Origin of the sequence: Lacibacter sp. (assembly GCF_035299325.1) — a bacterium.
Taxonomy (GTDB): domain Bacteria; phylum Bacteroidota; class Bacteroidia; order Chitinophagales; family Chitinophagaceae; genus Lacibacter.
The window spans coordinates 230677-255766 of record NZ_DATGWT010000004.1 but is presented as its reverse complement, the minus strand read 5'-3'; the positions used below and the strand labels follow the sequence as shown (position 1 = coordinate 255766).

Here is a 25090-nt window from a genome sequence, read left to right as displayed (position 1 = left end):
GATTATGTCCTTAAAATTTGTAAAGTTCCTGTTGTTGCTTGCTTGTCCGTTAACTCTGTTTGCGCAACAGGTTTCTATTATTCCGCAACCGGTTGAATTAAAACTGAACGAAGGAAATTTTAGTATCGATAAAAATACAACTGTACAGTTCAATGCTTCGCAGGCTGCATTAAAACCGGCTGTTGATTTTTTTCTCAATGCTGTTAAAGATATTTCCGGCATAGCATTGCAGCAGAATAAACCGGCGGCGAAAAAAGTGGAGTTTATTCTTGCTGCACAAAATGCATTCAAGCCCGAAGCATACAGCTTAACGGTTACGCCGTCACTGATTCAGATAAAAGCAAGCAGCTATGCCGGTATTTTTTACGGCATTCAATCTGTGCTTCAAACATTGCCACAGGTACGCACCAATGCAGCGTTGCAGGTGCCTTGTATGCAGATTAACGATGAACCACGTTTTAAATGGAGAGGCATGCATCTTGATGTGAGCCGTCATTTCTTTTCAGCAGATGTAGTGAAACAATACATCAACCTGATGGCGATGTACAAGATGAATACCTTTCATTGGCATTTGGTAGATGACCAGGGCTGGCGTATTGAAATCAAAAAATATCCAAAGCTTACTTCAACAGGTGCCTGGCGTGTTGATCAGAATGATAAAGTGTGGGGCAGTCGTCCGCAGGCAAAACCGGGTGAAGCGGCTACTTACGGTGGCTACTACACGCAGGAGGAAGTCAAAGAAATTGTAGCCTATGCAAAGACAAGAAATGTAACCGTTGTTCCCGAAATAGAAATGCCGGGTCATGTGGCATCGGCCATTGCAGCTTATCCGCAACTGAGTTGTACGCAACAGCCGCAGCTGCCGTTAACAGGTGGTAATTACAATAACGTGTCCTCAAACTATTGTGCAGGTAACGAAGAAGTGTTTTCATTTTTGCAGGATGTACTAACAGAAGTGATCGCACTCTTCCCTTCAACCTATATTCATATTGGTGGCGATGAAGTGGATAAAGGTCCATGGAAAAAATGTGAGCGTTGTCAGGCTCGTATGAAAAAAGAAGGATTGAAGAATGAAGAAGAACTGCAGAGTTATTTTATTAAACGCATGGAGAAATTCATCGTCAGCAAAAAACGGAAAATGATTGGCTGGGATGAAATACTGGAAGGTGGATTAGCACCTGAAGCAACGGTGATGAGCTGGCGTGGTGAAGCAGGTGGCATTGAAGCGGCAAAGATGCATCATGATGTGGTGATGACTCCCGGTTCGCCTTGTTACTTCGATCATTACCAGGCAGGGCCCGAAGGTGAGCCGTTGGCCATTGGTGGATTTAATACCGTAAAGAAAGTGTACGATTATGAACCCATCCCAAAAGAATTAAGTGCAGAACAACATAAGTATGTATTGGGTGCACAAGGCAATGTGTGGACAGAATATATTTCCACTGCAGAACATCTCGAATACATGGTGTTGCCACGAATGCTGGCGTTGGCAGAAACGGTTTGGTCGCCTGCAGCAACAAAAAACTGGAATGATTTCAGCAGACGTTTACATTTTCATTTTAAAGCCTTTGATGCAAAAGGGTTGCATTATTCACCGGGTAATTTTACAGTTGATATAAAACCTGCTGCCAAAAATGGAAAACTGGAAGTGGGGTTGTTTTCGGAAGTGCCCACTGCTTCCATTCTTTATACAACTGATGGATCGGTACCAACTGTATCTAGTGCGGTGTACACACAACCCATTGCTGTTGAAAGTACACAAACGATTCGTGCAGTAACCGTGCAGAACGGAAAGATCATGAACCTGCAACCCGTTGAACAACGTTTTGTGATGCACAAAGCAGTTGGTGCCAATGTGCAGTATGCGTTTGCTCCATCACGTTCGTACATGGCCGATGGCATCAATTCGTTAACAGATGGGGTGCGTGGAAAATCAGCAGTCAATAAATTCTGGCATGGTTTCAATAAAAATAATCTTGTTGCAACAGTTGATCTGGGTGCAGAAAAAAATATCAGCCGTATTTCACTTGGTTGCTTGCAACATTACCGTGACTGGATCTTTTTACCAACTGCTGTAAAGTTTGAAGTATCACTTGATGGAAAAATATTCACTGAAGTAACAACGGTGCAGAACGATGTGCCGGTGAATACCCTTGCGCTCACCATCAAAGATTTTACAGCAAAGTTTGCAGCAACCAATGGCCGTTATGTGCGTGTAACAGCGTATACGTTGGAAGCTTGTCCGAAAGGTCATCCGGGTGAAGGAAAACCTGCATGGACGTTTGCAGATGAACTTATTGTAGAATAAGTAAACGTAAAAAACATACGAATGATCACTTTTGAATGATCAGTTGCAGGTAATATGGCATTCGATATATAAGGTGGGAGATGCCGGTAAAATTGTTTCACTGACAATTCTGCATCAGTATTTACATACTTTTGGTGCAATTACTGATACGTGAAGCGACTGTCGAACATTTATAGTTACTATTTTATCTTACTTGCTTTTCTGTTGATAGCAGGAGATGCAGCAGCTATTCCACCCATTACCCGTTTAGGAATTGAAAAGGGACTTTCAAATAATTCTGTACGGGTTGTTTACCAGGATAAACGGGGATTCATTTGGCTGGGCACGTATGATGGGTTGAATCGTTATGATGGAAACGAGTTTAAAATTTTCCGGAATAAGCTGAACGACAGCACATCATTACCACACAATTATATTTACTCTCTGCATGAAGATCAGGCAAATAATTTATGGGTTGGTACCGGACAAGGAGTTGTTATCTACAATCATATTTATTCCAACTTTAAACAGCTGTATGGTTTTCCTTACCTGGCGAAACAACCTGTAAAAGTCACGATCAACGCCAATGCAATTAAGTCTGATGCTCATGGAAATATTCTCATCGGTACAAATGGATGGGGCCTGATGGTGAAAAAAAAGGGGGAAGAATATGCAAGAGAAATTCCGTTGAAGAAAGGTGCGCAAATGGAAGATGGATATAATGTGCGTGATATCTTAATTACCGGGAAAACAATTTGGGCTTTTATTTTAGGGAGAGGTCTTGCTCATGTTGATACGAAAGTCGGTGTAGTAACAATTGTAAATAATACCATCAGGTCGGCCAACTGCATGCAGGTTGATCAGGAAGGGAACCTCTGGATCGGATCAGAGAATGGTTTGCATAAATATAATCCTTCATCAAATTCTTATACTCAACATTTCAATGCTTCATCCGGACAGTTAAGTGCTACCGATGTGATCAGTATTTGTTTTGATCGTAAACAGAATTTATGGATAGGCACTGATGGCGGCGCAGTAAACATTCTCAACACATCAACGGGAAAATTCACATACATCTTACCAGGCTTAGAGAAAGAAAACGTTTCCAGCGAATCAGTTTATTCCATCATTTCCGATAAAGAAGGAAGGATGTGGATCGGAACATTAAAAGGTGGTTGCAATGTTATTGATGAAGAAAAAAATCGCTTTCTTACCATCGAGCGGAATCCGTTTATTACAAATACATTGCCCAGTAATTTTATCTATGCATTTTTTGAAGATAAGGACAAAGACTTGTTGATAGGTACAGACGGTGGTGGTTTAAGTGTCTGGAACAGGAAAGCAGGCAGATTTACAAATTACAGGCATAGTGCAGGCAATAGTAATTCCATCAGCCATAATGCACTCACCAGTATTATGCAGGATCATACCGGCAGTATTTGGGTGTCGACTTATGGTGGTGGTATCAATAAATTCAACAAGGCATCCGGAAGTTTTGAACACTTCCGTTGCGTAAACGAAGTAACGGGTATTGAAAACAGGAATGTTTGGTTGTTATATGAAGACCGTGCTAAAATATTTTGGGTAACAACCTTCAGTGATGGTAAGGTTTATACGTTTAACAGAGCAGCAAACCGATTTGAAGTATTTGATCAGTCTCTTACCGATATTATCTCTATTAAAGAAGACAGTGATGGAAATTTATGGGGAGGCAATTCCAGTCAGTTAGTAAAAATTGACAGGGTTAAGAAACAACATTCATACTATAGCATAAACAAACCGGTAAGAGCTATTTTTGAAGACAGTCAAAAAAACTTATGGATTGGAACAGAAGGAGGCGGGCTGATCTTATTTGACAGCAAAAAAGGAGCGATCAAAAAACGATATTCCTATGCTGATGGTCTTTGTAACAACGCTGTGCTGAATATTAAGGAAGATGGAAATGGTTTTATTTGGCTGAGTACATTTAATGGGCTGTCGAGGTTTGATCCGGCAACAGCAACATTTAAAAACTTTTACCAGAGCGATGGTTTGCAAAGTAACCAGTTCACATACAACGCTGCCTTACGGTTAAGCTCAGGCGAAATGGTATTTGGTGGCATCAATGGTTTTAACCTCTTTGCTCCCGGTCAGGTTACAGGGCGTGATTATATGCCACCGGTTTATGTTACCAAAATACTTGTAAATAATAAATCGGCAGGCGAGTTAAATGATTTCATTAACCGTTCAGATGATGTGCAGGTAACTGCATTAAGAATACCTTTTCGTGAAGCAGTTCTGTCGTTCAGTTTTACAGCGTTGGAATATTCTTCACCGGAAAAAATATCTTATGCTTATTATCTCGAAGGTTGGGATAAGGGTTGGAACTATTCAGGTAACATACGGAACATCAACTATAATAATATCAGTGAAGGCAGCTATAAACTTTATATAAAAAATACAAATGCAAATGGCGATTGGAATACAAAAGAAGCTGTGTTGGCAATCACAATTCTGCCGCCGTGGTACAGAAGTATTCTTGCTTATATTCTCTATGCGTTGATCGCCGGCTCAATTATTTATTTATGGTACCGTTACAGGATGCAGCAAACAGATCTGAAGTATAAAGTGAAACTGGCGCAGCTAAATGCAGAGAAAGAAAAAGAAGTGAATGAAAAACGTCAATCCTTCTTTACAAATATCACGCATGAATTTCGAACGCCGTTAACACTCATCATCAATCCTGTAAAAGATCTTTTGAAGCGTGATGATAATAAAGAAGAAAAAGATGAATTGAATGCAGTATATCGTAATGCCCGTCGCTTATTAAGTTTGGTTGATCAGTTGTTGTTGTTCAGGAAAACAGAAAGTGAAACAGGCAAGCTGCAGGTAACTGCTATCAACCTTTATGATCTTACACACGATGCTTTCCTGTATTTTAAGCAGCAGGCAAAAGCAAGGCAAATCGATTACACATTTGAATGCAGCAACCAGTCGTTGGAGTTGTTTGCTGATAAAGCCAAATTGGAGATCGTATTCTATAATCTTCTGTCGAATGCATTTAAATACACGCCCGATAAAGGCAGAATCATGATCAGTATAAAAGAAGATAGCAATACAGTCTTAGTAAGAATTTCAGATAGTGGCCAGGGAATACCTGCGCATGTAGGCAACAAAATATTCGATAAGTTTTACCAGGTAAGTGAAGGTAATATGCCTCCTAAGCCAGGTTTTGGAATTGGCCTGTACCTGGTAAAGCAATTAGTGGAAGACCATCTCGGCACTATTGAGTATAATAGTAAAGAAGGAGAGGGCACAAGTTTTATTGTTGAGTTGAAAAAAGGTAAGGAGCATTTTGGCAAAGTGTCTATACAACAACATGCTTCTATACAGGAAAATCTGTTGCTTGAAGAGATCAGTGCAGGTATGGAGCCAATGGGTGCAGCAAAGGCAACAGGCACTGATGGTCTTGAATCGATCGTTAGTGAAAAACTTTCGATACTGATCACAGATGACAATGAACAGTTGCGTAGTTACCTGGTGCAGGTATTTAAGGGAACCTTTATTGTTTACGAAGCCAAAAGTGCAGAAGAAGGATTAACGATGGCAAAGCAGATATTGCCGGATGTGATCATCAGCGATATGGTGATGGGCGAAATGTCGGGCATCGATTTTTGTAAGATTGTAAAAGAAACCCCGGCACTCAGTCATATACCTTTTATAGTAGTTACAGGAAGTTTCTCACCAGAATCGAAGCTGAAAGCAATTGAAGCAGGGGCCGACGATTATATTACCAAGCCGTTTGAAAAGGATATGTTGGTGGCCAGGGTGCAAAGTCTCATCAAAAAACAGGAAAACCTGCAGAAGTACTTTTATAACGAGATCACGCATCAGCAAAATACCCTCAACATTTCGGGTGAGTACAAGGAATTTCTGGAAGCCTGTATTGCCGCTGTTGAAAAAAATCTGGACCGGGATGAGTTCAATATCCAGACCCTGGCTTCTGAAATGGGTATGAGCCACAGCAAGCTTTACAAAAAGATCAAGACCATTTCTGGGCAAAGTGCCAACGCATTTATCCGGTTCATCAGGTTGCGCAAAGCTGCCGAAATGTTTATTAACTCCGATTATAATGTAAACGAAACGGCATTTTATGTGGGCATTAAAGACATCAAATACTTCCGTGAGCAGTTTGCCAAAACCTTCGGCATGAAGCCATCCGAGTACATTGAAAAGTACCGGAAGAACCTGGGCAAAAATTATAAGCTCAATGAAAAGGTAAAAAAGGACTAGTTCAAACCTTACAGTTCTCGCTCTTCGTATCTCTTCAGCTTTTCTGTCAGCCGGGGTTTCTTTTTCTCGCTTTAACCCCATTTTCAGGGGTGGAATCCGAATTTACCCCCTTTTTGTACCGCAGAATCCCCCATTTACCCCCTCCCGAAATGGTAATTTTAGTTCGCAATTTTAAAAACTTCGATTGCTAATTAAATAACTGCTGTATGAGATTGTTCAATTCCAAGTTCCCGAGCCTTGTCAGGAACCGACAAAAGAGAAGCTCTGTCGCTTTGCCAATCAACCCTCATTTACTTTTTCATAAGCCCTTAAACCCTTCGATCATGACAATGTTACCAAAACGGGCGACACTTCTATGTACATGCCTATCCCTGATAAGCATGGGAACATTTGCCCAAACTGCTGAGAAAAAAGACAGTCTTCCGCAAAAGCCGCCGGTGCAGTTGATCTATACCAGCGCCAAGCCGCACTTAACTGCAACTTCAACCGAAGCACTTTATTCAAAAGACATTTTAAAGTCGCCTGTTACGAGCGTGAAAAGCACACTTACCGGTCGAATGGCTGGTCTTTATTCATTTCAGGGTTCCGGTCAGCCCGGTGCAGATGGTGCTTCGCTCTCACTTCGTGGCTTTGATCCATTAGTGATCATCGATGGGGTGGTGGCCAACCTGTCCATTTTCAACCTCGATGATGTTGAAAGCGTAACGCTGCAAAAAGATGCCCTCAGCTCAGCTATGATGGGTGTTCGTGGCAGCAACGGTGCATTGCTCATCACCACAAGAAAAGGAAAGCCGCAAACACAAAGCATTTCTTTTACGGCACAAACAAGTTTTCAAAAGCCATTGGGTGCGCCAAAAACATTGAATGCTTATGATTATGCAACATTATATAATGAAGCGTTGACAAATGACGGGTTGCCTTTGCGTTACACGCAGGCAGATCTGGATGCCTTTAAAAATGGTTCAGATCCATACGGTCATCCGGATGTTAACTGGCGAAATGAAGTGTTGAAGTCCAGTTCACGTTTCGATCGTTATTCATTAAATGCGTCTGGTGGTAATGGCTTTGCCCGTTACTATGTTTCACTTGAGCATGTGAATCAAACCGGTTTTTTTGTAACATCTGATCAGAATAAATACAACACCAACAATAGTTTCAAGACCTATGTTATCCGCAGCAATGTTGATATCAACGTAAACAAATCATTGAGCGGTGGTATCTATTTATTAGGACGTATCCTCAGTGGTACAGAACCCGGCAGTACAACCGGTTCAATATTGGGTGCGTTGGTAAATACTCCAAATAATTCATATCCTGTTTATAATCCCAATGGTTCTTTTGGTGGTACAAACCTGTTCCAGAATAACATCATGGCACAAACCATCGGTTCAGGTTACCGCTTAAACTACAAGCGTGATATGCTGGCTAATTTCTACCTCAAACAAAAACTCGATGGTATTACGCCGGGTTTATGGGCACAGGTAAAAACAGCATTCAATGCAAATTTATCAGAAGATAATAACCGCAGCAAAACCTATGCGGTGTATCAAATGATCACCACAACAACTCCTGCAACCTACAACCAATATGGTGTAAACGGTGCGCAGGCAAATGGTAACGGTATTGTTTACCAGGGCCGCAGTAATTATGTGGAACTCTCAGTTGGTTACGATAAAGTGTTTGGCGAAAAGCATGGTGTAAATGCATTGCTGCTTGCTAATAACGATAATAGTATTAACGGTGGCGATCTGCCTTATACGATCAGTGGTATATCCGGTCGCTTTGCTTATAACTTTAAAGAGAAGTATGTTGTTGAAGCTGCTTTTGGTTACAACGGTTCAAACCGTTATCCGCCACAAGGCGATTTTAAACGTGCTTTTTTTCCTGCTGTTGGTTTAGCATGGAATATGGATCGTGAAGAGTTTCTCTCATCTTCCGATTTCGTCAGTCGTTTAAAATTATATGGCTCGTTGGGTAAAACAGGTTGGGATGATCCAGGTTATTTTAGCTACTATCAACGCTTTTTTGATGCAAGCAGTGTGTTCTTTGGAACATCGGCAGGTTCACAAACAGCTATTACTGAGCAGCCTCTTGCAAATCCGAATATTGATTTTGAAAAGGCGACTAAATTCAATGCAGGTATTGATGCTGCTTTCTTAAATGATCGCTTAACATTCTCGGTTGAATATTTTAATAATAAGTATTACGATCTCTTACAGATACGTGGACGCAGCACAACAATTCTCGGAAATGATTATCCAAGAGAAAACATTGGCACCAACCGTTATGCCGGTGCTGAGTTTAAATTAGGCTGGCAGGAAAAAACATCAGGCGGCTTGCAATACTTTGCTTTGTTAAACACAAGTTTACTACGCAGCAAAGTTGTGTTTGCTGATGAGGTTTATCGTCCATATTACTGGATGAAACGAACAGGTTCGCAAGTTGGGCAAACATTTGGCTATTTAGCAGATGGATTTTTTCAAACACAACAAGAGATCAATAACAGTGCAACAACAGTTGGGTATACGCCTCAACCAGGTGATATTAAATACATAGATCTTAACAGAGATGGTGTAATTGATCAGTTTGACGTAACGCAAATTGGTCGCAAGTTTGCACCATTGTTATTCTTCGGATTGTCGTTAGGTGCAGAGTATAAAGGTTTTGATTTCAGTGCACTTATTCAAGGTGTAGCAAATCGTGATGTGTATGTTGGCGGTTCAAGCATCTGGGCATTTCAGAACAATGGTTTTGGACAGGCATACGAAAACAATCTCGATCGTTGGACACCTGCCACAGCAGCAACAGCAACTTACCCCCGTTTAAATATTGGCAGCAACGGAAACAATCATGCGCAATCTTCTTTCTGGTTACGCAATGGCGATTATGTACGCTTAAAACAAATTGAACTTGGCTATAGTGTTCCCGAAGTTTGGTTAAAACGAATCAACTTGGAAAACATCCGTCTGTTCGCAAGAGGATACAATCTCTTTACACTAAAATCAAAAGAGTTGGATGACCGTGATCCTGAAGTGATCAGCGCATTCAGTTATCCCATGCAACGCCTGTTCACCTTTGGCATTAACATTAAACTGTAATACTCTGCTATATGAAAAAAAGAAATTTATTTTTAAGAGGCGCTCTTTGCAGTCTGTTGCTGGTGATGCTGTTTACCAACAGTTGTAAAAAAATTGAAACAGTGCCGAAAGACTGGTTTGGTTCTGATCTTGTATTTGATACATTGGATCGTCTTGGTACTGTTGCAGCATTCAATCTGAATGATCTTTATAATTATATTCCCGGTGGCTTTGCACGCATCAGTGGCGATTTTTTAGATGCTGCAAGTGGCGATGCAATACCAAGCCGTAACAATACATTGGTGGAGTATTATACCAACCGCCGTGTGAGTGTGGTAAGTAACCCCGATCCTTATTGGGCAAACAGTTATGCCGGCATACGCAGAACAAATATTTTTATGAAAAACATCAACAATGTTCCTATTGTTGAAACGGATGCCGCAACAATTGCCAATGCAAAACTTACACGCCAGTACTGGAGAGCAGAAGCACGTTTCATTCGTGTACTTATGTATTTTGAATTATTGAAACGTTACGGAGGTGTGCCGCTTGTTGGCGATAAAGTGTTTACACTTGATGATAATCTGCAGATACCACGTAATACGTTTGAAGATTGTGTAAACTATATTGTAACAGAATGCGATGCTGTAAAAGACAGTTTGCGCAGGGAAAACATGCCTGATGGTGATTGGGGAAGAGTACAGCGTGGTGCAGCCATTGCATTAAAATGCCGTGTGTTATTGTATGCTGCAAGTCCGTTGTTTAATGGAGGCGGTATTGAAACCGATCCTGTAAAAAAAGCATTAAGCGGTTATCTTAGCTACGATGCCACACGCTGGAATGCTGTGATTGCTGCTGCAGAGGAATTGCGTAGTATCGGTTTTTATAAATTGAACGATGCAGGCTCACCTACTTTTTTTGCTGCAACATTTACGACCAAACGAAATGCTGAAATTATCCTTGCCAAGCAAAGTTCTAACAACACAAGTTTAGAAAACACACAGGCGCCTGTTGGTTTTGCAGGTACAGCAACAAGCCAGGGTCTTACAAGCCCAACGCAAAATTTTGTAGATGCATTTCCTATGCTGAATGGATTACAACCATTCAATGCTGATGGAACCATCAATGTTGCATCAGGTTATAGCGCTAGCAATCCTTATGCAAGCCGTGATCCACGTTTAGATGTAACAGTATTTCGTAATGGATATGCATGGTTAGGAAGAACAGTAGAAACATTTGAAGGAGGAAGAGATAAGCCCAACACATCTGTTACTGCGGTGCAAACAAAAACAGGTTACTACCTGCGTAAGTTCCTTGGAAATTTTCCAACAGGTTCAACTTACTCTAATCAAAGTCACAACTTTCCCATTTTCCGTTATGCAGAAATTCTGTTGAATTATGCGGAAGCATTGAATGAAGTAGGTCGTGTTGAAGATGCAGTAACGCAGATCGGTCTCATCAGAAAAAGAGCAGGTATTACAGCTGGTGCTAATTCAAGATACGGTATCAGGGTTGGTATTACACAAGATGAGATGCGCCAGGTCATTCGTAATGAACGCCGCATTGAATTAGCGTTTGAAGAACATCGGTTCTGGGATATACGCAGATGGAAAACAGGAGCTGTTGACCTTGCCGCACCTGTATATGGTATGAAGATCACAAAAACCGGTTCAACACTCACTTACGAGAAAGTGCAGTTAGGTGTGTTACAATTCGATCCGAAACTGTATCACATGCCCATCCCTTATGATGAAATGATCAAGAATACAACGCTTATTCAAAACCAGGGATGGTAATCATTCAAACTAACAGCTTAAACTAAGTACAATGAAAAAATTAATTTATATACTCTTTATTCAACTCCTTGCAATGGCACAATTGCAGGCGCAGAACAGGGTTATTACAGGTGTTGTTACAGATTCTGCCGGACCTGTAGTGGGAGCAAGTGTGGTTGAAAAAAATCTAACCAGCAATGGTACTGTTACCAACTCCAACGGACGGTTTACAATTACTCTGAAGGGGAAAAGTAATACGCTTATCATAACAGGTGTAGGTTATTTGGAAATGCAGGTGCCTGTAGCCGACCGTTCTGACGTAAGTGTTACGCTTTCTCCTGATGCAGGTGGATTGGAAGATGTAGTGATTGTTGGTTATGCCAAACAAAAGAAAGTAACATCAACAGGTTCGGTGAGTAGCGTTGCAGGTAAAGAGTTGCGGGAGAATCCTTCAGCAAGTTTACAGAATACATTAGCAGGTCGTTTGCCTGGTTTCTTTTCAGTGCAACCTTCCGGTCGTCCAGGTGCAGATGGTGCACAGTTTTTTATTCGTGGACAAAGTTCTTACAATAACGGATCGAATTCACCATTGATCATTGTAGATGATATTGAATTCAGCTACGATCAGTTTGCACGACTTGATCCAAATGAAATTGAATCATTAAGTATTTTAAAAGATGCATCCACGACAGCCGTGTATGGTGTTAAAGGTGCAAATGGTGTTGTGATCATTACAACAAGAAGAGGAAAGATAGGTGCGCCAAAAATTTCTGCACGTATAGAAACAAGTTTACAACAGCCTACACGTATTCCGAAATACCTGAATGCTTATGAAACAGCTTTGTTATATAACCAGGCGCAGATAAATGATAACAAGGTGAATCCTGTTTCAGGGTTTACTCCACGTTTTTCTCAAGCTGATCTTGCTCATTATAAAAATGGAACTGATCCTTACGGTCATCCTTCAGTTGATTGGTACAGTACCTTGTTCAAACAATTCAGCAAACAGTACAGGGCCAACTTCGATATCAGTGGTGGTACAGAACGGGTAAAATACTTTGTATCGCTTGGTGGTTTGTTCCAGGATGGTATGGTAAAGAATTTCAGTAAGTCGCAGGATGTGAACGGCAACTATTATCATATGCGTTACAACTATCGTAGTAACCTCGATATTAAAGTGACCAACACCACAGATCTGCGTTTAGATCTTTACGGTAATATTGGTGAGATCAATACACCAAACGTTGGTAGTGCATTTGGCTATAACGATGTGTTCTATGAATACAGCAGCTTCTTCTCGTTAGCTCCATTTGCATATCCTGTTTATAATCCAAATGGAACTTATGGTTACAGTACATGGCAGGTGAATGGTGGTTATAACAACGCTGCATATAATACAAACAACGTAGTAGGCCGTTTGACCATGTATGGTTACAACCGTAACTATGAAAATAATATCAACTTAATTACAACTGCAACACAAAAACTAAACTTCATTACAAAAGGTCTTTCCTTAAAAGGAACGATCGCTTATGCAAGCAGCTATGGTTACTCAAGAAGTATGACAAGGGATCAGTTCCCTTCCTTTATTCCTGCTTATGATTCTGCCACTTCTTCTTACAAATACTCACCAAGAGATCCGAACGTGTATCGTGTGCGTCGTTTCTTTAGTGGATACGGAGCAGGTTCAACCATTCGTACGTTAACTGCACAGGCTATTTTAAATTACGACAGAACCTTTGACAAACACCACATATATGGTCTTGCATTGTACAGCCAGGGCACTGATCTTCGTTTCAGCTCAAACGCTGTCTACAACTTTATACCAAACAACTATCGTGGCTTTACCGGTCGTGTGGGTTATAACTATAAAGAGAAATACCTGGTTGAATTTAATACAGCTTATAACGGATCAGATCGTTTTGCAAAGGAAAATCGTTTTGGATTGTTCCCTGCTGCCTCTGTTGGCTGGAACATTTCAAAAGAAGAGTTCCTGAAGAATGCAATGCGTAATGTAAATAACCTGAAAATCCGTGCTTCATATGGTTTGGTGGGTAACGACAAGCTTGGTAGCGGATTTAACTATTACTATTTACCAACATGGAGTAATTCTGGTTCTATCAACTTCGGTACAGTAAGTAACAACTTCGGTGGTATCCGTGAAGGAACACTTGGTAACGACCAGGTAACATGGGAGAAAGAAAAGAAAATGGATATTGGTTTAGACTTCGGCATGTTTGGTAATAAGTTCTTTGGTACTATCGAGTATTTCAAAAACCAACGTTATGATATCTTAACAACAAGAGGAACTGTATCTGCAGTGATTGGTCAGGGTTTGCCACCGGTTAACCTTGGTGTTGTTGACAACGCAGGTTATGAAATTGAGTTGAATTATACCGGGAAGATCGGTCGTGATTTTCAGTATCGTTTAAAAGGAACTTACTCTGTTGCAAAAAATAAAATCATTTTCCAGGACGAACCAACTTTTGCAAACGGATACCAGGCATATACAGGTCATAGTATTGGTATGCAACGTGTGTATCGTTGGATCGGATATTACCAGGATAGCGCTGATATTGCTAACAGTCCTAAAACTGCACAGCAGGCTTACCCCGGCGATCTTAAATATGCTGATCTGAACAAAGATGGTAAGATCGATGGTTTCGATCAGGAAGTAACAGGTTATTCAAATGTGCCGAACACAACCTATGGTTTCCAGATCGGATTCACCTACAAAGGGTTTTCAGTGAACACCTTCTTCCAGGGAGCAATGAACTTTAATGTAAGAGCAGTTGCTGAAGCTATTCGTCCATTTTCATCTAACCTACAGGAAATTCATAAATATTCATGGACACCGGAGTTAGGTAACAATGCTCGTTTCCCACGGTTAACATTGGGTGCAGGAGTAAGTGATGCACTCGGTTTTCCATCAACCTTCTATTTTATATCCGGTAATTACCTGCGTTTAAAAACTGCAGAGATCGCTTATACCATTCCTCAAAGATTCACCAAGCGTTTGAAAGTGGATAATATCCGTGTTTATTCTAATGGTTACAATCTTTTAACATGGACAAAGCTTGATAAGTTGTATGAATTTGATCCGGAGATCAGTACCAATACTGATCGTACGATCTATCCGCCACAACGTACTGTCAACTTTGGTTTAAGCATTACTTTTTAATTTATTCCGAAATCATTAAGATATGAAGAAGATACTTTTTTTACTCGTTCTGCTCTCAAGCTTACAGGCTTGCAAAAAGCAAAATGCGTTTCTCGATGGGCAAGCCATCACACTCAGTGAAGAGCTTGTGTTTACTGATAGTGCAAGAACGATGGCCTTTTTAACTGGCATCTACTCTGATATTGCGTTCAGTTTTAACAAAGGCCGTTGGGATTCGCATGGCAATACTGAACAGGCAACAGATGACGCTGAGTACACACTGTCTGGTGTTGCACAGATCGCTGTTATTTTATACAACGGTTCTATTTCGCCAACAACTTATAATACAAGAGGTATTGTAGGTGATTTCTGGAATACTCCGTATACCAATATCAGGCGGGTAAATTTGTTGCTTTCAAAACTTCCTTCAACCCCGCTTTCTGCTTCGCTGCAATCAAGAGTGAAAGGAGAAATATTGTTTTTGCGTGCATGGTATTATACTCAATTGATGATCGCTTATGGTGGTGTTCCTGTTGTGGGCGATAAAGTGTATGCAAAAGATGATCTCATCAACTTACCAAGAGAAACCTTTGCAAATACAGTTAAGTATATTTCAGAAGAGTTAGATAAAGCGGCTGCGTTATTACCCGCTGTTTATCCTGATGATATTGATTATGGCCGTGTAACTAAAGGCGCATGTCTTGCATTAAAATCAAGAGCATTGTTATATGCAGCAAGCCCATTGTTTAATGGCGGTTGTATTATTCCCGGTCATCCGGCTGAGGCAATTGTAAGTTATCCTGCTGCAAGCACAACTTACTGGCAGGCCGCTGCTGATGCTGCACAGGCAGTGATCAACACAGGTACTTATTCATTGATGGTTGATAATGCTACAAAACCCGGCTATGGTTTTTATAATGTGTTTTTACAACGGGTAAATTCTGAATACATTTTTGGTTACTACCGTGCTGCTAACAGAGATTTTGAAGGTTATTACAATCCACGCACCAGAGGTGGCAGCACCAACCGCTCATTACCTACGCAAGACCTGGTTGATTGTTTCCCTATGAAAAATGGTTTGCAACCGTTGAATCCTGATGGAACTGTAAACGTTGCTTCAGGCTACAGTGCAACCAATCCCTATGTAAACCGTGATCCCCGTTTTAATAACTCCATTATCTTTAATGGCTCAAGTTATTTTAATGCATCAGGTGGTTTGTCGCCCGTGTACACTTTTGTAAATGGTTCCGGAACAATTCCTGCGCCAACACAAACCATCGACGCATTCGATGCAGGTACAACAACCGGCTACTTCAGCCGCAAAATGTGCGATTCTATGATCAGTGCAAACAGTAGTGCAAACACAAACAGAGCATGGCCGTTGATCCGCTATGCTGAAATTTTATTGAACTACGCCGAAGCAATTAATGAAACCGGACAAACCAATCTCGCATATCCTAAGCTCATTGAATTAAGACAACGTGCTGGTATTGATCCCGGTCCCAATAACATGTATGGATTAAAAGAAAGTATGACGAAGGAAGAAATGCGTGAAGTGGTGCGTAATGAACGTCGTATTGAATTGGCATTTGAAGATCATCGCTGGCATGATATCCGTCGCTGGAAGATCGCCATGGTAACGAATAACAGATTTAATAACGTGATGAAAATCACAAAAAATTCAAACGGGACTTATACGTACGAACGGAGATCTTCAATCCGTCGTCATAACTTCCGTCCGGAAATGTATTTGATGCCTTTGCCTGATGCAGAGATCAATAAAATGCCGGCCATGTTACAAAACCCGGGTTGGTAAACATTAAATAAACTTGTGTTTATGTTGAGTAAAAACTGTGTTTTGATTTTATCATTACTTGTATTGTTACAATGTTCAGTAACAGCACAAACATCTTTTAATACTGCGGTAACCGTTACTGAAGTTGGCAAAGGATGGGCCGGTAATTCTGTTAACACAGTTGTATTTCGAAAAAACTCATTAGCATCTTACAAAAACACACAGGTTATCAGTTATTATGATGCAGATGGATTTGTTGTACTTGGTAAACGAAACATCGGTGAAAATCACTGGCAATTAAAACGCACAACATACAAAGGGAATATTAAAGATGCACATAACAGCATCAGTATTGCAATTGATGGAGATGGTTATCTGCATATTGCATGGGATCATCATGCCAATCCTTTACGTTATGCAAAAAGTAAAGAACCATTGTCACTGGAGTTGACAGTCATGATGCCGATGCTGAACAAAGACGAACAGAAAGTAACGTATCCTGAATTCTATAATATGTCCGATGGTAATCTGTTGTTTTTTTACAGGGATGGTGCTTCCGGTAATGGCAACATGGTATTGAATAAATACGATGTACAACAAAAGCAATGGAGCCGTTTGCAAACCAATTTAATTGATGGTGAAAACAAACGCAATGCATATTGGCAGGCATGTGTTGATGCAAAAGGTGCCGTCCATATTTCATGGGTTTGGCGGGAGAGCCCTGATGTAGCAAGTAATCATGACATGAGCTATGCTGTATCAAAAGATGGCGGTGTTACATGGCAAAGATCAAACGGCCAGAAATATGTACTGCCAATTACAATGGCAACTGCAGAAAAAGTATTGACCATACCACAGAAAAGCGAGTTGATCAATCAAACATCAATGAGTACTGATACAAAAGGGAATCCCATTATCGCCGGTTATTGGAACGATGGAAATGGAATACCGCAGTATCATGTTATTTATAAAATAACGAAGAGTTGGGCAGTAAAAGATCTTGCGTTCCGCACAACTGATTTTAGTTTAAGTGGAGCAGGCACAAAGAAGATACCGATTTCTCGCCCACAGATCATTTCCATTGAATCAGGCAAAACAAAAAATGCTGCTGTTATTTTTCGTGATGAAGAGCGTGGCAACAGAGTGTCGGTTGCTTATGGCGAACTGAACAGCAAATCAACATGGAAGCTTGCTGATCTGTTACAAACAAGTACAGGTTCATGGGAACCAACCTATGATATAGAATTATGGAAGCAACAAAAGCAATTGCATTTGTTTGTACAGGATGTACAGCAAGGCGATGGAGAAGGCGTATTAAAAGTTGAACCGCAACCGGTACGTATTGTAGAGTGGTTGCCGCTTGCTGCAAAAAAACAAGCAGAACAAATCGCAAAGAAGAACGAATTGTTGCAGGTAATACAAACAGTAAATAATTACTGGCAAAAAGCAAACCCTGTTCATGGCCGTGCTTTCTGGGATAATGCAGCTTATCATACCGGTAATATGGAGGCGTATGCGCTCACAAAAAATGAAGCGTATAAGAATTATTCTGAATCATGGGCCATCAAAAATGAATGGAAAGGAGCAAAGAGTAATAACAAGGCCGAATGGAAATTCAACTACGGTGAGAAAGATGATTATGTGTTGTTTGGCGATTGGCAGATCTGTTTTCAAACCTATATCGATCTCTACAATCTGCAACCTGAAGAAATGAAAGTAGCCCGTGCAAAAGAAGTGATGAGTTACCAGGTGAGCACTGCAGAAAATAAATACTGGTGGTGGGCCGATGGTTTGTACATGGTGATGCCGGTAATGACGAAGATGTATAAGCTCACCGGTGATAAAATTTATCTCGATAAACTCTACGAGTATTATACTTATGCTAACAGCATTATGTATGATGCGGATGAAAAGATCTACTACCGTGACGCAAAGTATGTATATCCAAAACATAAAAGCGTCAATGGCAAGAAAGATTTTTGGGCACGTGGTAATGGTTGGGTGTTTGCAGGTTTAGCAAAAGTGTTACAGGATTTGCCAAAAGATGATGCGCATTACAACGAGTATGTTGAGAAGTTCCAAGGAATGGCAGCTACGTTAAAAGATCATCAGCAAGCAGAAGGGCATTGGACAAGAAGCATACTCGACACTGCACATGCACCCGGTTATGAAACAAGCGGTACTGCATTTTTTACCTATGCTTTTTTGTGGGGCATGAATAATGGATACCTGGACAAAGCAGCATACACTTCAGTTGCATTAAAAGGGTGGAGCTATTTGAAAAATATTGCGATGCAGCCCGATGGGAAAATTGGTTATGTGCAGCCCATTGGTGAACGGGCAATTCCGGGGCAGGTGGTTGATAAAAACTCTACTGCAAATTTCGGCGTTGGTGCTTTCTTATTGGCAGCATGTGAAATGGTTCGCTTTAGTGAACCCAAAAAATAATTAAACGAGCATTTTCATATCAGCAGTTAATCAATAACCGGCTGTTTCTACAACCGGTTTCTTTTTAATGAAATCGATTTTTCAATAAGTAATTTAATAAGCAAACAGTTTTAATTAGTACACATGTTAAGCAGAGCAGTTAGGTTAGGTATGGCAGCAATGCTGCTTTTGGCAAGTAATGTTTTTTCGCAAAGCACAGCAAATGATTGGGAGAACCCAACACTGATTGATGTAAACAAAGAAGCAGCGCATGCTTCCTTTATGTTGTTCGAATCGCAACAGGATGTAATTGCAGATGATTACAGTAAGTCGCCCTTCTATCAATCATTAAATGGTACATGGAAATTTACGTATGTAGATAAACATGCAGACCGTATCAAAGATTTTTACCGCACAGATATTAATACTTCCACATGGAAAGATATTACTGTTCCTTCCAACTGGGAGTTACAGGGTTTTGGTGTTCCTATCTACACCAATGTCGTTTACCCCCATCCAAAAAATCCTCCTTACATCGGAGAGAATAATCCTGTTGGCACATACAGTAAGGAATTTACTGTTCCTGAAAATTGGAGTGGTAATGAAGTGCTTCTGCATTTTGGTTCAATCACAGGTTGTGCATTTGTGTATGTGAACGGACAAAAAGTGGGAATGACCAAGGCATCAAAAACAGCCGCAGAATTTAACATCACAAAGTATTTGCAAAAAGGAAAGAACCTGTTAGCAGTACAAGTGTTCCGCTGGCATGATGGAAGTTATCTCGAAGACCAGGACTTTTGGCGTTTAAGTGGTATTGAACGTGATGTGTTTTTATTCGCCATGCCAAAAGCAACAGTGTGGGATTTTTATTTAAAAGCAGATCTCGATCCACAATATAAAAACGGAGTGTTCAGTGCCGATGTTGATGTTCGTCAGTTTGCAGGTAATAAATTAAGCACAGGCGTATTAACCGTTGCATTAATTGATAAGCAGGGCAAGAAAGTGTTTTCGCAAAGTAAAAATTATGTGTTGGGTACAGATAGCATGAAAACTGTCTCATTTTCCGGCACGATCAAAAATGTGTTGAAATGGACAGGTGAAACCCCCAATCTGTACGATTGTATTATTACCAACGCTAACGGTACAGGTATTGTGTTTGCAACATACGCAGGAGCTAAAGTTGGGTTCAGAAAAGTTGAAATTAAAAATGCGCAACTGCTTGTAAATGGTATGGCTATTGAAGTGCATGGTGTAAACAGACACGAACATGATGATGTTACTGGGCATACTACTTCAAAGGAGTTAATGTTGAAAGATATAAAACTGATGAAGCAGTTTAATGTGAATGCTGTTCGTTTGTCGCACTATCCCAACGATCCGTTGTGGTACAAACTCTGCGATGAATATGGTTTGTACCTGGTTGATGAAGCAAACATAGAAACACACGGTATGGGTGCAGAATGGCAAGGTGGGTTCGATAAATCAAAACATCCTGCCTATTTACCTGAGTGGGCCGCAGCGCATTTAGATCGTATGAAGCGCATGGTTGAACGTGATAAGAATCATGCATCCATCATTATCTGGAGTTTAGGAAACGAATGTGGTAATGGCCAGGTTTTTCATGACGGATATAAATGGATCAAAGAACGGGATAAAAGTCGTCCTGTGCAATTTGAACAGGCGGGCGAAGATTGGAATACAGATATTGTTTGTCCTATGTATCCGAGAGTAAGTGATATGAAACGTTATGCAGAGAACAAAACAAAAACACGTCCGTACATCATGTGTGAATATTCGCATGCGATGGGCAACAGCAATGGTAATTTCCAGGAGTATTTCGATATCATCCGCAACAGTCCACATATGCAAGGTGGTTTTATCTGGGATTGGGTTGATCAGGGTTATAAACAAACAGATAAAAGCGGGAATATATTTTGGGCTTATGGTGGCGATCTTGGCAGTTATAATTTGCACAATGATGAAAACTTTTGTTCAAATGGTTTGATTGCTGCTAACCGTACTCCACATCCGGGTTTATTCGAAGTAAAGAAAGTGTACCAGGACATTCTATTCTCAGCAAAAGATATCAGTACAGGTGTTATTAACATAAGTAACCGTTTCAATTTTACAAATCTCAAAGAATATGATTTTGCCTGGATGTTAACAAAAAACGGAACGGTGGTTCATACAGGTACATTTAATGTTGATGCTGCTCCTCACACAAATAAGGAGGTAAAGCTTGCGTTGCCTGCAGATAAATTACTGGAGGCAGGTGAATATTTTATAGGTGTATACGCAAATATTTCTGCAAGAAGTACAACTGAAATGTTGCCGGTGGCACATGAAATTGCACGAGAGCAATTCAAGTTGAACGGCGATTACTTTACAAATCGTAAAGCTGTAACCGGAAATCTGCAGGTAAAGAATGAAAACGGGAAGTTGAGTTTTTCAGCAGGCAATGTAACAGGTGAAATTGATTTGAAAACAGGTGCGGTAAGAAATTACCGTATAAAAGATGGTATGCAGTTGAATCGTTTTCCTGAGCCCTATTTCTGGCGTGCACCAACTGATAATGATTTTGGCAGCGGCATGCCGGCTAATCTCGGAATCTGGCGCTCGGCACATCAAACAAAAAAAGTGAAGAGTGTAATTGCAGGTGAACAAACAAAAGAAGGGGTGGCAGTAAAAGTAGAATACGAATTAACAGGCATTGCAGTTCCTTATACCATTGAGTATTTTATACAGAACGATGGCAGTATTAAACTAACTGCAAGTATGGATATGAGCGGAAGAGACTTGCCTGAGCTGCCACGTTTTGGTATGCGTATGCAATTGCCGCCTATGTTCGATAGCTTACAATACTATGGCCGTGGACCATGGGAGAATTACAGCGATCGTAAAACATCTTCTTTCGTCGGATTATATAATGATAATGTAAAGGATCAGTTTACATCTAACTATATCCGGCCACAAGAGAATGGCTATAAAACTGATGTGCGTTGGTTATCACTTACTAATAACAGTGGACGTGGTTTGTTGATTGAAGGGGTACAGCCAATTTGTTTTAGTGCATTGCCTTATTCAACAGAAAGCATGGATCCGGGTATGACGAAGAAGCAACAGCATCCAAGTGATCTGCGTCCGGATAATAATGTATATCTGCAAATAGATTACAAACAACGTGGTGTTGGCGGCGATGACAGTTGGGGTGCATTGCCTCATCCTGAATATCGTTTAACAGAGAAGAAATACAGTTACAGTTATATCATTCGTTTATTGAATTAAAATCATGATCGTTCGCAATAGTAAATTCCTTTGTTTGTTTCTGCTCATTGCAGCATGTAACAGGCATGCAGCTGTAAAAACAAAACAAACAACTGTTACGCAAGATGGTTATACATTAGTGTGGGCAGATGAGTTTAACAGTAACGGCAAACCCGATACGGCCAACTGGAATTATGAATATGGATTTGTGCGCAATGAAGAGTTGCAATGGTACCAACCGGAGAATGCAAGTGTTGGTAATGGATTGTTGTTGATCGAAGCACGGAAGGAAGAAAAACCAAATCCTGATTATAAAGAAAACACTAAAAGCTGGCGAACAAACCGGTCAACAATTCAATACACATCATCTTGTTTGCTCACAAGAGGTAGGCAAAGCTGGTTGTATGGCCGCTTTGAATTGCGTGCAAAGATCGGCATCAGTAAAGGTATGTGGCCTGCATGGTGGACATTAGGAGTTGATAAAGGTTGGCCGGGCAATGGCGAGATCGATATTATGGAATATTATCGTGGGATGTTGCTGGCGAATATTGCTTGCTTAGGTAGTGATCGTAAAGCACAATGGTTTAGCAATACATTTAAAACAGATTCATTGGGTGGAGAAGCATGGGCAAGTAAGTTTCATGTTTGGCGAATGGATTGGACGGAAGAGTTTATTGCCTTGTATTGCGATGAACAGTTATTGAATAAAGTAAGCCTGGATAAGTTGGTAAATAAGGATGGCAGCGGTTTTAATCCCTTCAAACAAAAACATTATATGCTGTTGAACCTTGCCATGGGTGGAATGAATGGCGGCGATATTACAGGAACAAGCTTTCCACAGAAATTTGAAATAGATTACGTTCGGGTGTACCAGAAGAAATAATTAAGTATGAATTTGACTTACAGTAAGAGAATGTCAGCGATGCTTTGCGCTGTTGTTTTATATTCAGGCATTGCATCAGCACAATACAAAGCATACCTGTTCACTTATTTTACGGGTAATGCAAAAGCTGATGAACAGATAAGATTTGCTATCAGTACTGATGGATATAATTACCGTGCATTGAACGGCAATAAGCCAGTAATTCAATCGTCCGAAATAAGTGAAACAGGTGGTGTGCGTGATCCGCATATTCTGCGTGGTGCCGATGGTAAAACCTTTTACATGGTGGTAACCGATATGGTTTCCTCCAATGGCTGGAATTCAAACAGGGCAATGGTATTGCTTAAATCAACTGATTTGATTAACTGGTCATCCAGCATTATCAATATGCAGAAACGTTTTGCAGGTAACGATAGTCTGTTACGTGTATGGGCACCACAAACGATTTATGATCCTAAGGCCAAGAAGTATATGATCTATTGGTCGATGAAGCATGGCAAAGGTGCTGACATTATTTATTATGCATATGCCAATGCTGCGTTCACAGATCTCGAAACTGAACCTAAGCAATTATTCTTCAGTGCAACCAACGGTTCATGCATTGATGGCGACATCGTTTTTAAAGACGGTAAGTATCATTTGTTCTTTAAAACGGAAGGCGAGGGTGCAGGTATTAAAATTGCAGCGTCAGATAAATTAACAGAAGGATACGTGTTGCAGGATAAATATGTGCAGCAAACCAAAGATCCGGTTGAAGGTGCAGGTGTATTTAAATTAAACAATGGTGAAGGATATATTTTGATGTATGATGTGTACACCAAAGGGAAATATCAATTCACGAAAACAAAAGATCTGAAAACCTTTACCGTTATTGATGAAGAAGTGAATATGAATTTTCATCCACGTCATGGAACTGTGATGCCGATTACTGCTGCAGAAGCAGAAAGGTTGATGAAGAAGTGGGGAGCTGCAGAAGATGTGCTGGGTAATGCTACATCAAAACAAATCAAGAAGATCAACACAAGAATTGATACGGTTAATAAAACAGTTTATCTCTCAGTAAAACCAGGCACGAATCTCAAATCATTTAATCCTGCTTTCAGATTATTACCTGCAACAACTGTTTCGCCTGCAACGCCGCAGGATTTTACAAAAGCTGCAGTTAAGTATGTGGTAAATATTAAAGGACAGCAACCACAAACATGGAAAGTGATTGCACAGGAAAATCATAATCCTGTGCTCGAAGGTTACTTTGCTGATCCGGATGTATTGTATTCAGAAAAAACAAAAAAGTATTACATGTACCCGACAAGCGATGGGTTTGATGGTTGGTCAGGAACTTATTTCAAAGCTTTTTCATCAACCGATCTCGTCAACTGGAAAGATGAAGGAGTGATACTTGATCTTCATAAAGATGTAAGTTGGGCCAAACGAAATGCATGGGCACCTTGCATAATTGAAAAGAAAGTAAATGGTCAGTACAAATACTTTTACTATTTCACAGCTGCTCAAAAGATTGGTGTAGCTGTTGCGGATGATCCGACAGGTCCGTTTACAGATATGGGCAAAGCATTGATCGATAAGAAACCGGAAGGCGTTCGAGGCGGCCAGGAAATTGATCCCGAAGTATTTACTGATCCGCAAACAGGAAAAAGTTATTTGTATTGGGGTAATGGCTACATGGCTGTTGCTGAGTTGAATGATGATATGATTTCGTTGAAACAGGAAACGTTGAGAACGATCAAGGTTGATAGAACATTCCGAGAAGGAACAACTGTTTTCTATCGCAATGGTCTTTATTATTTTTTGTGGAGTGAAGATGATACAAGAAGTGAAAACTATCGGGTGCGTTACGGAACTTCAACATCACCACTGGGTCCAATTAATATTCCAACAGATAATTTAGTAATAGCAAAAGATCCTTCAACAGGTATTTACGGCACAGGACATAATTCAGTTTTACAACTCCCCGGTAAAGATGAATGGTATATCGTGTATCATCGCTTCAATTATCCAAAAGGAATTACGATGGGTGGTGCTGCCGGCTTCAACCGTGAAGTATGTATTGATAAAATGGAATTCAATGCCGATGGAAGTATAAAACTGGTAACGCCTACGCATGCGGGTGTAAAAGCACTTAAATAAAATCA

Annotated in this window: 10 protein-coding genes; all 10 read left to right on the top strand. The window is 40.5% G+C overall.

Annotated features, from left to right (window positions below; all coding sequences use genetic code 11):
• Nucleotides 1-4 precede the first annotated feature (4 nt).
• The 10 genes from VK159_RS02845 (at nucleotide 5) to VK159_RS02800 (ending at nucleotide 25085) form a co-directional block, all read left to right on the top strand.
• Nucleotides 5-2308: a family 20 glycosylhydrolase gene (locus tag VK159_RS02845; protein WP_324228626.1), complete on the top strand. Its 2304-nt coding sequence runs from the start codon at nucleotides 5-7 to the stop codon at nucleotides 2306-2308.
• Nucleotides 2309-2458: 150 nt separating this feature from the next.
• A complete protein-coding gene (locus tag VK159_RS02840) occupies nucleotides 2459-6559 on the top strand; it encodes a hybrid sensor histidine kinase/response regulator transcription factor (RefSeq protein WP_324228625.1) in 4101 nt (1366 codons plus the stop codon).
• A gap of 380 nt (nucleotides 6560-6939) precedes the next feature.
• Nucleotides 6940-9657 carry a SusC/RagA family TonB-linked outer membrane protein gene (locus tag VK159_RS02835; protein WP_324228624.1) on the top strand — a complete coding sequence of 906 codons (2718 nt, stop codon included), beginning with the start codon at nucleotides 6940-6942 and terminating at the stop codon, nucleotides 9655-9657.
• An 11-nt stretch (nucleotides 9658-9668) separates the two neighbouring features.
• On the top strand, nucleotides 9669-11432 hold the full coding sequence (locus VK159_RS02830; RefSeq protein ID WP_324228623.1) for a RagB/SusD family nutrient uptake outer membrane protein: 1764 nt from the start codon (nucleotides 9669-9671) through the stop codon (nucleotides 11430-11432).
• Nucleotides 11433-11463: 31 nt separating this feature from the next.
• Nucleotides 11464-14592 (top strand): TonB-dependent receptor, encoded by a 3129-nt coding sequence (locus VK159_RS02825; RefSeq protein ID WP_324228622.1) that lies wholly within the window; start codon nucleotides 11464-11466, stop codon nucleotides 14590-14592.
• A gap of 22 nt (nucleotides 14593-14614) precedes the next feature.
• Nucleotides 14615-16387, top strand: a complete 1773-nt coding sequence (locus tag VK159_RS02820; protein WP_324228621.1) for a RagB/SusD family nutrient uptake outer membrane protein — start codon at nucleotides 14615-14617, stop codon at nucleotides 16385-16387.
• A gap of 21 nt (nucleotides 16388-16408) precedes the next feature.
• A complete protein-coding gene (locus tag VK159_RS02815) occupies nucleotides 16409-18814 on the top strand; it encodes a BNR-4 repeat-containing protein (protein ID WP_324228620.1) in 2406 nt (801 codons plus the stop codon).
• A gap of 123 nt (nucleotides 18815-18937) precedes the next feature.
• A complete protein-coding gene (locus tag VK159_RS02810; RefSeq protein ID WP_324228619.1) occupies nucleotides 18938-22078 on the top strand; it encodes a glycoside hydrolase family 2 TIM barrel-domain containing protein in 3141 nt (1046 codons plus the stop codon).
• Between the two features lie 4 nt (nucleotides 22079-22082).
• Nucleotides 22083-22940, top strand: coding sequence for a glycoside hydrolase family 16 protein (locus VK159_RS02805; protein WP_324228618.1), 858 nt, complete (start codon nucleotides 22083-22085; stop codon nucleotides 22938-22940).
• Between the two features lie 6 nt (nucleotides 22941-22946).
• Nucleotides 22947-25085, top strand: a complete 2139-nt coding sequence (locus tag VK159_RS02800) for a family 43 glycosylhydrolase (RefSeq protein ID WP_324228617.1) — start codon at nucleotides 22947-22949, stop codon at nucleotides 25083-25085.
• Nucleotides 25086-25090 lie beyond the last annotated feature (5 nt).